The organism is Ekhidna sp. (genome assembly GCF_965221965.1).
Classification (GTDB): Bacteria; Bacteroidota; Bacteroidia; order Cytophagales; family Cyclobacteriaceae; genus Ekhidna.
Genome location: NZ_OZ244926.1, coordinates 3,478,012 through 3,492,738 on the forward strand (window position 1 = coordinate 3,478,012; position 14,727 = coordinate 3,492,738).

The 14,727-nt window shown below is 42.0% G+C and carries 8 protein-coding genes; 7 read left to right on the top strand and 1 reads right to left on the bottom strand.

Annotation, left to right across the window (positions count from 1 at the left end):
• The 7 genes from ACOQON_RS16215 to ACOQON_RS16245 all read left to right on the top strand — a co-directional run bounded on the left by ACOQON_RS16215 (position 1) and on the right by ACOQON_RS16245 (position 14,381).
• Entirely contained in the window at positions 1-2,724 is a 2,724-nt protein-coding gene (locus ACOQON_RS16215; protein ID WP_420576470.1) for an ABC transporter permease, read from the top strand.
• On the top strand, positions 2,717-5,347 hold the full coding sequence (locus tag ACOQON_RS16220; protein ID WP_420576471.1) for an ABC transporter permease: 2,631 nt from the start codon (positions 2,717-2,719) through the stop codon (positions 5,345-5,347). Before ACOQON_RS16215 ends, ACOQON_RS16220 begins: the two co-directional genes overlap by 8 nt.
• The gene (locus tag ACOQON_RS16225) at positions 5,340-7,922 is read left to right on the top strand and encodes an ABC transporter permease (RefSeq protein WP_420576472.1); all 2,583 of its coding nucleotides are present in this window, start codon (positions 5,340-5,342) and stop codon (positions 7,920-7,922) included. Before ACOQON_RS16220 ends, ACOQON_RS16225 begins: the two co-directional genes overlap by 8 nt.
• 239 nt (positions 7,923-8,161) lie before the next feature.
• Entirely contained in the window at positions 8,162-8,515 is a 354-nt protein-coding gene (locus tag ACOQON_RS16230) for a PadR family transcriptional regulator (RefSeq protein WP_420576473.1), read from the top strand.
• Positions 8,516-8,564: 49 nt separating this feature from the next.
• Entirely contained in the window at positions 8,565-11,168 is a 2,604-nt protein-coding gene (locus tag ACOQON_RS16235) for an ABC transporter permease (protein ID WP_420576474.1), read from the top strand.
• A 211-nt stretch (positions 11,169-11,379) separates the two neighbouring features.
• Entirely contained in the window at positions 11,380-11,712 is a 333-nt protein-coding gene (locus ACOQON_RS16240) for a PadR family transcriptional regulator (RefSeq protein ID WP_420576475.1), read from the top strand.
• Positions 11,709-14,381 carry an FtsX-like permease family protein gene (locus ACOQON_RS16245; protein WP_420576476.1) on the top strand — a complete coding sequence of 891 codons (2,673 nt, stop codon included), beginning with the start codon at positions 11,709-11,711 and terminating at the stop codon, positions 14,379-14,381. The genes ACOQON_RS16240 and ACOQON_RS16245 overlap by 4 nt, the downstream gene beginning before the upstream one ends.
• Positions 14,382-14,383: 2 nt before the next feature.
• Here the strand turns inward: ACOQON_RS16245 and ACOQON_RS16250 are convergent, their stop codons facing one another.
• Positions 14,384-14,548 carry a Lacal_2735 family protein gene (locus ACOQON_RS16250; protein WP_420576477.1) on the bottom strand — a complete coding sequence of 55 codons (165 nt, stop codon included), beginning with the start codon at positions 14,546-14,548 and terminating at the stop codon, positions 14,384-14,386.
• Between the last annotated feature and the right edge of the window lie 179 nt (positions 14,549-14,727).

Genomic DNA, 14,727 nt, shown 5'->3' on the forward strand with positions numbered 1-14,727 from the left:
ATGAATAAACGACCACCCAAATATCCCCTTCGCTTCTTTCGCTGGTTCTGTCATCCGGACTGTGTGGAAGATATAGAAGGTGATCTGTGGGAACGATTTGAAAAAAGGACTAATGAAAATAAGGCAGCCAGTTGGCTGTTTGCTCTTGATGTGCTCCGGCTGTTTCGGCCTGGTATTATCAAAAATTTTGAAGGAACACAAAAACTCAACAACTACGGCATGTTTAAATCAATGATCAAAATGGCCTGGCGAAATGCCATCCGCCAAAAACAATTTACTGTTCTTAACCTTCTTGGGTTAACCATAGGCATCAGTACTTGTATAATGATTGGCCTGTACATCCATGATGAAATGACATTCGATGCATTTCACAAGAAGGGAGATCGAATCTACCGTGTCAACCAACCTTATATTTGGGGTGACTGGAATAAAATGATGGCCAGCACAGGGCCAAATGTGGCCACAGCTTTACGAGAGGATGCTCCGGCATTTGAGGCCATCACTCGATTGTTATCTCTTGGATCTCTCACAGCCACTGCCTCAAATAGCGGTAATCGTTCCAATGCATTCAAAGAAGATCGCATCTATGCAGCAGAGGAAAATTTCTTTGAGGTCTTCTCTTTCAAGTTTAAAGCCGGCAATCCTGAGTCAGCATTAAAAGATCCTCAGAATGTCTTGATAACCGAAAAAACAATGAAAAGGTATTTTGGCATTGATGCCGAACCTGCCGCTACAATCGGAAAAAGTATTGAGATCAAACAGTATGACAACTCATGGAAAACCTTCACTATTAATGGGGTTTTAGCAGACGTTCCTGCTCGCTCTCACATTCAGTTTGATATGCTGCTTTCGCTTAAAAGTGAGTCCGAAATGATGCAAGCGCATGGGTGGAAGTGGATTTGGACAGCATTTAATACCTACGGGTTGGTCAAAGAAGGCACTAATGTCGCCGCGCTGGAAAAAGATATTCAGGCAATTCCTCCAAAATGGGCTCCACCCACAACCGAGCGTATCTTCAACCAAACATTCGAGGAGTTTACAGAGGGGAATCCATGGAAACTTGAGCTACAGCCATTAAGCGAAGTATACATCGCCGGATCGCCTAGTGGACATGCTTTTGGACCGACAGGTAATCCGCTTTTCATTAAAATATTTGGCGCTATTGGGCTCCTGGTTTTAATCCTTTCTGCCATCAATTTCATGAACTTATCTACTGCACGTGCCACAAACCGGTCAAAAGAAGTAGGTGTGAGGAAGGTGTTGGGATCGGAACGTAGCACCATTGTAAAGCAATTCATTTTGGAATCCGTGCTCTTTGTCATGATAGGAACCGCTCTTGCTGTGATGGTGGTCAATCTTTCTCTCAGTTCATTCAACCACCTGGCAGAAAAGCAGATCGAAATGAGCACCTATCTGCACAATCCAACATTTTATCTGGCCATTGGAGCATTTATCCTGATATTAGGACTTCTGGCCGGTAGCTACCCCGCACTATATCTCTCTTCGTTCCAACCTATCGAGTCCCTGAAAGGAAAGATAAAAACCGGATTCAAAGGAAAAAGCATCCGAAACGGACTGGTGGTTTTTCAATTCACTATCTCTATCGCACTAATCATCACCACGTTTTTTGTTCAAAAACAACTCACTTATGCTTCAAATGTGGATATTGGATTTGCTAAAGAAAACATTATCCAACTACACAATATAGAGGAACTTGGATTTGAAACGGAGGCACTAAAAAACAGACTCACTTCCAACCCAAATTTTTCGGAGATTGGTAAATCATTTGGAATACCTCCTTTTGTGTTTTCCGGCGATCGCTATAAAGCAGCCGGCCCTGAAAACCCGGTGGTCCAGCTAAATAACCTTCGTATTGATGACGACTATCTTGAGGTACTAGGTCTTGAATTCCTTTCCGGTAGAAACTTCGATTCCAATAGAGAGACTGATAAGTATAAAGTAATCCTAAACAAAGAGGCGGTTAAAACCCTTGGTTGGAATATCGAGAATGCCGTCGGTAAGTCGGTAGCTCTTGCTTCCGGAGGTGAAGAGGAGCTTGAAGTCATCGGGGTGGTTGAAGACTTTAATTTTAATAGTGTGAAGCAAGAGATAGCCCCTTTGATTTTGATACATCATTATAACGATATCGTATGGGATTATGGCGCAGGTAGATCCTTTTATTCGATGCGATTAAACCCGGAAGTGGTATCAACCACCAATGATCTGAATCAGCTATTGATTTCATTGGAAGAAGAAATGAAGCAGGTAGATCCTACCGTTCCTTTTGAGTATAGTTTTATGGATCAGGAGTTTGAAGCCACCTTTCGAGCAGAACGGAAAATGGCAACTATCCTCAATGTTTTCACAATCATGGCCATGATTATTGCCTGCCTTGGTTTGTTTGGGCTGGCCGCCTTTTCAGCGGAACAACGTACTAAAGAGCTGGGGATTCGAAAAGTGCTGGGTGCAAGTGTTTCAGAGTTGGCAATCACGTTCTCGAAAGAGTTTACCGGGCTGGTATTTCTAGCAATCATATTAGCATGCCCTCTTGCCTGGTATTTTGTAAAAAAATGGCTTGAAGATTTTGCTTACAGCACTCCAATTGAACTCTGGGTATTCATAGCTGCAACTTTAGCTGCCATGGTAATTGCAATTGCAACCATCTGCTTTCAGTCATTAAGATCGGCGAATAGAAACCCTGTGGAGACATTGAAAGATGAATAAGCAACCACCTAAATATCCCCTTCGCTTCTTTCGCTGGTTCTGCCACCAAGATTATGTGGAAGATATAGAAGGTGATCTATGGGAACGATTTGAAAAAAGGACTAATGAACATAAAGCGGCAAAATGGTTATTCGCATGGGACGTAATTAAACTCTTTCGTCCGGGAATAATAAAACCACTCGCTAGCGGTCAAAAACTAAATAACTACGACATGATTTCTAACTATTTCAAGGTAAGTATGCGGAGCATACTTCGTAACAAAACATTTTCATTTCTAAATATTTCCGGACTCAGTGTGGGTATTGCCAGCTGTATTCTGATCCTGATATATGTGAATAATGAGCTATCGTATGATACTTACAATAGCAATTATGAGAACACCTATCGGGTGATTCACTATTACGGTCAGCAAGGTGAAGCACCTGACTATACCACCTTGCCTACGAATGAATACCAGGTATGGGGAAACGCTCCGATCGCACCTGCCATGCAGCAATTTTTCCCCGAAGTAGACAAAGTCTTCCGGTTTACCAGTGATGCGCCCTGGCTTTTTTCTTACAATGGGATCACCTATTCAGAGACAGATGTGCTCTTCGCTGACTCTACTGCATTTGATGTTTTTGATTGGAAAGTAATAGCAGGAAATCCAAAAACCGCACTAGAAAGACCAAATACGGTGGTCTTAACTAAGAAACTAGCTGAGAAGTATTTTGGTAATGACAATCCAATAGGTAAGTCCATTATCATGGACAATCAAGATCCATATGAAGTAACTGGTGTAGTTGAAGTGCCAACCAACTCCCACTTTTCTTTCAATGCATTGATCTCCATGAGCACCTTTAGAAATTCACGTCCGCAAATTTTTGATTCATGGGGTTATGTGGATTTTTACACCTACTTCACTCTAAAGCCAGGTACTCGTATTGAGCAACTTCAGGAAAAAGTCTCCGAATTTTTGGAAGCCAACTTCCCAAACAGCTTCAATTATGATATCAAATTCGAACCTCTTGCAGATGCATATCTTCATTCTGAGGCAGGAAGGCAGCCAGGTCCGGTAGGTAGTATGGGAAACATTTTCATCTTCACTTCGGTGGCCATTTTCATCTTATTGATTGCCTGTATCAACTTTATGAATCTATCCACTGCACGGTCGGTGGAGCGTGCCAAAGAAGTCGCTATCCGAAAAACCATAGGTTCACAGCGCCGTGCATTGATTTATCAATTCCTGGTAGAAGCCATCCTGGTCACATTCATTGCTTCTATCATGGCTACCATTTTGGTGCTGTTTGGTCATTCCTTGCTTGAATTGATTTCAGGTAAAATATTACCCATCGATTGGCTATTCAGCTTGCAAAATGTATTCATTGCGATTGGTGTAATCCTATTCATCGGAATTATCGCCGGGAGCTATCCCGCGTTTGTGCTGTCTACCTTCAAGCCAATCACTGTTCTGAAAGGGTCATTCAAAACCTCCTCTAAGGGCATTTGGCTGAGAAAATCATTGGTTGTTCTCCAGTTTGCTTTATCCATCATTTTACTGGCAGGCGCTGCTGTGGTTTCCTCGCAATTGGACTTTCTCCGGAAAAAAGATTTGGGTTTCAATTCCAACCAGGTGCTCGTTATCGATTTTGGTTACGATAGTGAAGTGCAGCGAAAGCGGGAGTACATCAAGCAACAGTTTCTGAACCATAAAGATGTCGAAATGGTCTCCATTTCCAGAGCTACACCTGGCGACTTCTTCCCTAATGCAGGTACCGGAGTAGCAGACCCAGTCTCAGGTGAAATCACCTATAAAGGCCCTGCTATCTATGAGGTAGATGAAGATTTCATTCCCACTTATCAGATGACCATGGTAGCCGGAAGAAACTTTTCTGACGATTTTCCCCTCGACTCAGCCAATGCCCTGATTTTGAATGAATCAGCAGCCAAACTTTTTGGGTATCCAAATCCGCAAGACATCATCGGTCAGTCCTTTGAACAGTGGGGAAGAGAAGGTAAGGTGATAGGCGTAGTAGAGGACTTCAACTATGTCTCTTTGCATGAGGAAGTGGAGCCACTTTCCATTCGGTTCGGAACGCAGTTCAACGTGTCGGTTGTCTCGCTCAAACTCAACAGTCAGGATTATTCCAGGACATTATCAGAGCTTGAATCCATTTGGACGGAAGTGGTCCCTCACAGACCTTTTGATACGCGCTTTGCCGATCAAAATTTTGATGCTCAATATGAATCTGATGAACGATTTGGGATGATCTTTTCGGTGTTCTCTGCATTGGCAATCTTCGTTGCATGTCTGGGACTATTTGGGTTGACAATCTATAGCACAGCTCAACGAAATAAGGAGATCGGTGTACGAAAAGTGCTGGGAGCCTCCACCGGACGAATAATTGCTCTGCTATCCAAAGACTTCATCAGGCTTTACATCATAGCACTGGCCATAGCCATTCCTTTTTCATGGTACCTGATGAATAATTGGCTGGATGAGTTCGCCTATCGCATATCCCTGGGCTTTGAAGTGTTTGCTGTCTCTGCGGTCATCACACTCATTGTAGCATTTGTTACTATGAGTTTCAAGACCGTCAGTGCTGCGCTGGCAAATCCTGTGGAATCATTAAGAGATGAATAAACGACCACCTAAATATCTCCTTCTTTTCTTCCGCTGGTTCTGTCACCCGGACTATGTGGAAGACATAGAAGGGGATCTATGGGAACGATTTGAAAAGAGGCCATCAAAATGGTTTTTTATATGGGAAATATTGAAGCTTCTACGTCCCTCTTTGATGAAACGCTTAAGTGGAAATTATAGATTAAACCAATATGGTATGTTTAAACATTATCTGAAAATCAGTTACAGAAACCTCATTCGAAGAAAGTCATTTGCACTCCTGAATATTGGAGGACTTATGATGGGGTTAACAATCGCTCTTCTCATTGGATTATGGATAGAAAGCGAACTTTCATACAACAAGCAAAATGAGAATTATGATCGAGTAGCAATGGTTCGGATACAGTCAACCATAAATGGCGACATTGAAAATTCAGTTTCTGTGCCATATCCGCTTCAACTTGCCCTTAAAAACGAATATGTGAATGATTTTGAGCATGTAGTGATCTCTACCTGGTTTGGAAATAAAGCCCTATCCCACAATGAAACCGTGATTAATGCTTACGGTGGATTTATGAGTACAGGAGCACCAAAACTGATGTCTTTAAACATGACAAAGGGAAGTCGAAAAAGTCTTTCGGAAAAGGGCAGTGCCTTGATATCTGAGTCTGTTGCGAAAGCATTATTCGATGATGAGGACCCTATTGGAAAGCCAATCAAAGCACACAGAAACTGGACCATGACAGTAACTGGAGTTTTTAAAGATATTCCGTCCAACAGCTCATTTCATAAAGTCAGCTTTATTGGAGACTGGGACTTTTATGAATCATCGATTCAATGGAGGGATAAAGCGAGCTGGAGTAACACTGCACACCGGCTGTATGGACTGCTAAACTCAGGAATAGATTTAGATAGAGTGAATGAAAAAATAGAGCGAATCATTCATAATAATCTACCAGAAGAAGATAAGGTGTATGATGTTAAAGTCTTCCTCCACCCTATGCGTGACTGGCACTTACGATCCAATTGGGAAGATGGCTCTCAAACAGGAGGTGACATCCAATATGTTTGGTGGTTCGGGATGATTGGAGGATTCGTGTTACTCTTGGCTTGTGTTAACTACATGAACCTAACCACAGCTCAGTCCATTCGAAGAGCCAAAGAAGTAGGCATTCGAAAATCTATTGGTACGATGAGAGGGCAACTAGTTGGCCAGTTTCTTATCGAATCGGTATTGACCATATTCATCGCTTTTTTGTTTGCAATAGCTCTCGCATTCCTGACACTTCCATACTTCAATCTGCTGATCAATAAAGAAATTTCTTTGCCTTTTTCCTCTCCCTACTTTTGGTCGATTGGAATTGGGGTTGCTCTGTTAATTGGACTATTAGCAGGAAGTTATCCTGCCTTGTACCTCTCTTCTTTCAGCCCAATTAGGGTGTTGAAAGGAACTTATCAGAATTCACTTTCAGCCGCTATTTTTAGAAAATTTCTCGTTGTATTCCAATTCACAATTGCTGTGGCCTTTATCATTGGAACCATGATCGTTAGCCAGCAGATCAATCATGCCAGTAACCGACCACTTGGTTATGATCAAAGTGGAATTATTTCTATTCCTATGCATGCCGTAGAGCATTGGGCCACCAACGATGTATTTAAGAATGACCTAATGGCTTCAGGTTTAATTACCCACTTCACACAAACCTCTGCACCATTGACTGGTATTTGGACCGAGCACGGAGATATTAGTTGGGATGGAATGGATCCTGATTTCAGATCCCAATTTTGTACGTTCATTGTGAATCCCAATTTTGGTCAAACAATTAATTGGGAAATCATTGATGGAAGAGATTTTTCTGAGGAACTCAAAAGTGATTCCGCTGCAATGATTATAAATGAAGCCGCTGCTGAATACATGCAATTGAAAAATCCAGTTGGGACTAGGGTTAAATGGTCCAAGGATTTTCGAATCATTGGAGTGGTGAAAAATCTCTTGATGGAGAGCCCTTTTAGCGAAGTAAGGCCACCCATATATGCAATCAGTCCTGCAGATTTGAGAAATTTTCAGATCATCAAATTAAATCCTAATCTCCCGCTATTAAAGGTAATTGCCGGCATTGAGGATATACATAAAAAACATTTGCCTCAGGTGCCGTTTGCATTTGATTTTGTGGATGATCTTCACGGAAGAAAATTCAATAAAATCGAAAGACTCGGGAATTTATCCCAAGTATTTACCATTCTCGCCGTATTAATTAGTTGCCTGGGTTTGTTTGGATTAGCCGCATATATGGTGGAACAACGAACCAAAGAAATAGGAATAAGAAAAGTACTGGGAGCATCCATTCTTAATCTATGGAAATTGCTTTCCAGAGAATACATTGGACTGGTAATTATCTCTTGTGTGATAGCTATGCCACTGGCCTATTACCTGCTTCAAAACTGGCTGGAGGCCTACGAATACCGAATAGAGATTGAGTGGTGGGTATTTTTAATTGCTTTCCTGGGCGCATTGATTCTGACAGTGCTGACCATCAGCTTCAAATCCATAAGAACAGCAAGGGCTAATCCGGTAGATTCTCTTAGGGACGAGTAAGTCCCCACTTCTTAGTCACCTTTCGGAAAGTTTGAAACTTTCTGAAAGGTCAAAAGACCCTCCAAAATAATTTTACTACAATTAGGAAATTATAACCAAATTTCTTTTTCTTCGTAAACTCTACAATTAGGAATTAATTCGAGCATGCTGCCTGCCTGTCGGCAGACAGGCTTAACCCAATCATTTAGAGTAGAATCTGTAAATCAACGGGTGGCAAAACGCTCATAAACCTTTAGACCATGAAGAAATTTCAACTCGGTGAATTCGAAGAAATCGTCATGCTAACAGTCGCCATTCTTTACGACGATGCGTATGGCGTATCCATCAAAAAAGAAATAGAAAGCCGACTTAATCGTGGTGTAAGTGTAGGTGCTCTCCAGTCCGCTCTTCGAAGACTTGAGGACAAAAAGTACCTCGACTCCCATGATAAAGATGAAACACAAGAACGAGCAGGAAGACCTAAGCGATATTATAAGATTACCGCACTGGGTAAAGAAGCGATGGAATACACCAAAGAAACCAGAAACTCGCTTTGGGATGCTATTCCTTCAGTCTCCCTTGATGTAAAATTTGCACGACTCTTCCATGCATAGCCCTCCCAAACTCTTTCTCAGTTTCTTCCGATGGTTTTGCCATCCACGGTTGCAAAAGCCTATTGAGGGTGATCTGATGGAACTCTACGAAGAGCGAGTGAAAGAGCTCGGCAAGAAAAAAGCGGACAGAAAATTTATAAAGGACGTCCTCCTGCTGTTTAGAAAGGACATAATTAGGCCAGCAGAAGGATCAATAAAACTCAACTATTACGGTATGTTAAAAAATTATTTCAAAGTAGGGATTCGGAATATCCTGAAGTACAAGACATTTTCCTTCATCAACATTTTCGGGCTGGCAGTGGCCATGTCGGTGGGGATGCTCATTATCCTGATGATGAGCAATCAGGATAAGGCTGATCAGTTTCACCCAAATAAAGAACGTATTTATCGTGTCCTGACACAAAAAGAGGGCGAAGGACTGCTAAGAGCGACCAGTCCATTGCCTTTAGCTGAGCAGCTTATGAATTATGCAAGCGTAGAAACCGCGACACAGCTGGTCAGAAGCATCGGAGGAGATATCGAAAATCACGATCTCAAAAAAAGCACAGAGGCTCGGGGTTTTTTTGCTGATGAGCACTTCTTTGATGTATTTGGTTTCAAACTTGAGGAAGGATCCGAGGCATCTGCTTTAGCAGAGCCCAGAAGTATGGTCATCAGTAAAGCAGTTGCGGAACGATTATTTAAAGCCGGCGATGCAATTGGCCAATCCATTCAGTTTAAAGAAAGAGGCCTGGACGGCATTGCAGTAGATTTCGGAATATCCCTGGGAAAAGAAGCAGAGGATTGGGGCCAGTACATTATCACAGGAATAATCGACCTGTCCAAGTACCCAACACATATCAAGTTCGATGCATTGATCTCCACCTCCACGCTCCCTCAGCTTGATCACTTGACGGATCACCAAAAAAGCTGGGCAAGCAATTCCAGATCATATACCTATGTATTAATGGCAGATGGGTCATCAGATAGTGAGTTGCAGGCTCATCTAAACGATATAACTATTGAAAAAGAAGAGCTTTTGAACGAGCAATCATTTGCTACACAGGCAATGGAAAGCATCAATGTAGGACGGTTTCTTGCCAATCCAATTACGCTTAGGCTACCTATTGAAGGGTACTATGTACTAGTTATTCTGGCACTGGTGGTGATGATTTCTGCCTGCCTCAATTATACCAACCTCTCGATTGCCAGAGCCTTAACAAGGGCAAAAGAGATTGGGGTAAGAAAAGTAAATGGCGCCACCAAAAAACAAATCTTTCTGCAGTTTATGATCGAATCCGTGTTGATTTCACTGATTGCTTTGTTGGTAGCCAACGCAGTGCTTTTTCTGTTGAAACCAATGATTCAAAGCCTTTGGGCTATTCAAGCTCTAAGTCCCGACTTAGCTATTGGTTTACCCATCATCACTCAGTTCGTTGTGTTTGCAATGGTCGTGGGTGTGTTCGCCGGTCTTTATCCTGCAGCCAGACTTTCCAGATTTACACCAGTTCGCATTCTTAAAGGAAATTTCAATTCCGGATCAAAGAAACTGGGCCTAAAGGCCGCACTGAATGTCGCCCAATTTGTCTTTTCTCTTTTCTTCATCATCACCGCTATAGTGATTGTTCGCCAGTTTGATCACTACCTAGCTGCTGATTATGGCATGCAAACAGATAACATTGTTAACGTCCCGCTCCAGGGAAATGACTATGAAATCATGATGGCCGAGCTGGGTTCCGTTCCGGGAGTTGAGAACATTTCTGCCTGCTACCTGATCCCGGCTATGCCCAACAGCAGCGGCACCCCTTACTCAGTTACTGGCGCTGAAGATGAAGATTGGTATCCTTCTGAATTCATGAGTGTAAACCCTTCGTTTATCGAGACATTGGAACTTTCGCTAGTTGCTGGAAAAAACATTGATAAAGAATCGGAGGGGCGTAACGAACTAGTCATAAATGAATATGCCGCACACTTGATGGGTTATGAAAATCCGAATGATGCCGTCAATCAAACCCTTTTTCTTCATGGACAAAAAGATCCATGGAAAGTAATAGGTGTGATCCAAGATTTTAAGTTTCAAAGCATGATCATGGGTGAAGGCGATTTGTCTTTGCTGATGCGATTTGATCCCTCACAATTCAACTATCTAAACGTAAAAATTGCCGGAAACAACCCGCTCAAAGTGGTGCAGCTATTGGATGAAAAGTGGGAAAGCGTGGACCCTGTCCATGACATGCAGGCCTATTTCTACAATGAGTCACTCAGCAAGTCCATCCAGTGGATGGGAGACCTTGGCTCCATCATCGGCTATTTTGCATTTCTTGCCATCCTCATTTCCTGTCTGGGACTTTTAGGAATGGCAGTTTATACTACCGAGAGACGTGTAAAAGAGGTAGGTATACGGAAAGTCCTGGGTGCAGGAAGCACGCAGCTTGCTTTACTATTGAGTAAATCATTTCTGATCCTGCTTGGCATTGCCATTCTGATCGCCGCTCCACTCAGCTATTTCGCAAACAAACTCTGGATAGCAAATATCCCAAATCAGGCTCCTTTTGGTGTCGGAGTAGTGCTATTAGGTTCGCTCATAATGCTGGTATTAGGCTTACTGACTATAGGCTCGCAGGTATTCAAGGTTACCAAATCGAATCCGGTAGAATCACTGAAGTACGAGTAGTGCACATCAACTATCCTTAACTGAGGGTGTCTCAAAAACATCAAGCTCGTCATCGCGAGGAAACGAAGCGATCTCAGCATCATTTACGGTGCTTTTAAAGAGATTCTTCACTTTGTTCGCAATGACAGCACACTTTTGAGACAGCTTCTTTTGTTTCTTTTACAACTTAAATAGAAATGCTCCGTATATTTGTTTTACAAATTCAATAAAAATGGGTAGAACAAATTTTCTGGGTGAGTTTGAAGAGCTTATCCTCACCATGGTTTTGATCCTGGATGAAGAGGCTTATGGCAACACAGTAGTCAAGGCAATAAAAGAACATCAAGGGCGTGATGTAAATCTCAGCTCCGTACATATCACACTTTACAGACTGGAAGAAAAAGGCTTTTTAGAATCTCATATGGGGGGAGCGACGAAAGCACGTGGCGGTAGAAAGAAGCGCTATTTCAAAATTACGAATGCAGGTAAAGTGCTGCTTCAGGAAATGAAGGATGCACGAACGAGTCTTTGGAAACTTGCCCCCCAACTCAACTTTTCTTCATGAGTTCTCCTCGTCCACCGAAGTTATTTACCCACTTCTTCAAGTGGTACTGCAAGCCTCATTTGCAGGAGCAAATCCTTGGCGACATGGAAGAGCAATTCGAAGAGGATGTTGAAAACCATGGGGTATACAAAGCAAAAAGAAGATTCATCTGGACTGTGCTACGATTTTTTAGAAAGGACATCATTAAACCCGTCGGTGGCGGGCAAAAACTCAACAATTACGGCATGTTTAAAAATTACTTTATCACTTCAATCAGATTCATCAAGCGAGAAAAAGTTTACTCGCTGATGAATATCACAGGACTTGCATTAGGTATCGCATGCGGCCTTATCATTTATAAAATCCTGGATCATGAGATTAGTTATGACAAGCACCATTCCAATTACGAACGTATTTATCGTGTCAATAATGAAGATGTCACCTCAAACGGTGTAGAACTTTGGCGAGGGCAGGCACATCCACTGGCGGGTGCATTGAGGAATGAGTTTTCACAACTCAAAGCAACCATGACGTTCTATGAAAAAGAAGCGCTCATCGGAATTGAAAATGACAATGGAAACATCACACGCTATCAAGAAGAAGACGGGGTTGTCTTCATAGAACCACAGTTTCTGGGTATTTTTTCATTAAAATTTATTGTCGGTGAAGCGAAATCTGCATTGGACAGGCCTGGAAAGGTGATCCTGACTCAGTCATTAGCGAAAAGGTATTTTGGGGTACAGGATCAAAACCTGCATCGCGTAATTGGTGAGAAAATCATTCTTGAAAATGAGCGGGTTACTACAGTCTCAGCGATTGTAGAAGATACGCCAAAAACATCCGATTTTCCCTTTACGATCTACTTTCATTACCAAGATCAGGATGTAAGCAATCCATGGTTTTATGAAGGCAAAAGCTGGGTTGAATACAACAGTGCCACCAACTGCTACATCCTGTTAGATGAAGGTGTGTCTTCAAAAGAGATCGAACATCAATTAATTGCCTTTGTGGACAAATACTTACCTGAACACACGGCAGAAAAAAGATCATATAAGCTGCAAGCTCTCTCAGATTTACATTACAGTGACACTCTTCGCAGAACCTATGCAGGAATCACCGCTACTAAAGAAGAGCTTACTGTATTTGGTTTGGTTGGTTTGTTCCTTATCCTCACGGCTTGTATCAATTTCATCAATCTAGCAACTGCACAGGCAGTTAAACGATCCAAAGAGATAGGTGTACGAAAAACAATGGGAAGCAGTAAGCGCCAGCTGGTTGTTCAGTTCTTGTGTGAAACATTTGTGATCACACTGTTTGCTTCATTTTTGGGGATAGTGATAGCCACACTCATGGCTAAGCCCATTCAGGACATCTATCCTTATCCCATCGATCTAAACTTCCTTGGCGATTTTAGCATTCTTGGATTTATGGCTCCTGCCCTTCTGATGGTTACGTTGCTTTCTGGTTTCTATCCGGCAACCATTCTTGCTAAAATGAACCCGGTGCTGGCCATCAAGAATACCTTGAACATCAAACAAACTTCTGGCTTCCTTTCACTCAGAAGGGGGTTGGTCATCTTGCAGTTTGGCATTTCTCAAATCCTGATTATCGGGATTCTTATTCTAAACGCCCAGATGAATTTCTTTCAGGAAAAAGACCTAGGATTCAACAAAGAATCCATCGTCACCATTCAGCTCCCAGAAAATGATTCGACTGCTCTCCAAACCCTGAAAAATAATTTAATGAATCACTCTGGAATAAAGCAAGTGAGTCTCAATACTGCAGGACCAATTGCTTCTTTCAACTCTACCAACCCCATCTTCCATCCCAATATTGAAGGGCAGGATTATACTGGAAATATGAAAAACGTGGATGAGAGCTATTTTGAAGTTTATGAAATGGAGTTTATAGCCGGTGAGCCATTCAAAGATTCAGATCCTTCCAACCTTGTGGTTGTTAATGAAAAATTAGTCAGGACTTTAGGTTACAGCGACCCTAACCAGGCAATCGGCGAACAGTTTCAATACGGTAGAAGCGGAAGGCTTATTGTGACCATTTCTGGTGTTGTAAAAGACTTTCACTCAGCCTCATTGCACGCTGAAATCAATAATGTGATACTCGCTCACTATCCATGGAACATTTTTCAGGCTAGCATAAAGCTCCATAAGCAGAAAGGAAATTTAGAAGCACTCAAAGGAACCTTAGAGCACATAGAGAATAGCTGGGCAAGTGTGTTTCCTAACTATGTTTTTGACGTAGAATTTTATGATGATCAACTGGCTAGCATGTATGAACTGGAAGAAAGTGTAAGCAAGCTTTTCCGCTTGTTTGTGGCTATTGCCATATTCATCGGTGCGATGGGACTTTATGGACTAGTTTCATTTATGGCCAATCAAAAAACAAAGGAGATCGGTATTCGAAAAGTATTAGGTGCTTCGGAACTCAACATCTGGAACATCTTTTCTAAAGAATTGCTGGTGCTATTGTTGGTTGCTTTTATGATTGCAGCACCTACATCCTACTTATTAATGAGTGCCTTTCTGGATACGTATGCTTATAGAATTACTATCGGGCCAGAGTTTTTCATTCTCGCAATCATTGTAAGCCTGGTAGTAGCACTGATTACCGTAGGATACAAATCATTAAAAGTAGCAAAAGCGAATCCGATTGAATCCCTAAAAGACGAATAACACTATAGAGGCATAGCGATGATTTGTCGTTGAATCTCCTGTGCCTCTTTTTGTTTTTTCAGGCTTTCCTCCGGATTGGATTTTGAAAGGTCGTACGCCTCCTTCATCAGGCGGTCGTACTTCTTTTGCATGGAGCTTACTTTCGAAGATTTGAATAGATTTAACATAGCTGTACTAGGGTGTTTAAAGTTTCTCGGTGGCGAATATAGAAATGATGCTGACCCGTAATAAACTTACTCTTCGAACAGTGGAAATTTTTCGATGAAATTAATTTGATATCTCTGAAAAGTTCAATTCCATATGATGCTATCTTTAAAGGGAATTATTCTTTCACCAAATTCTGCAA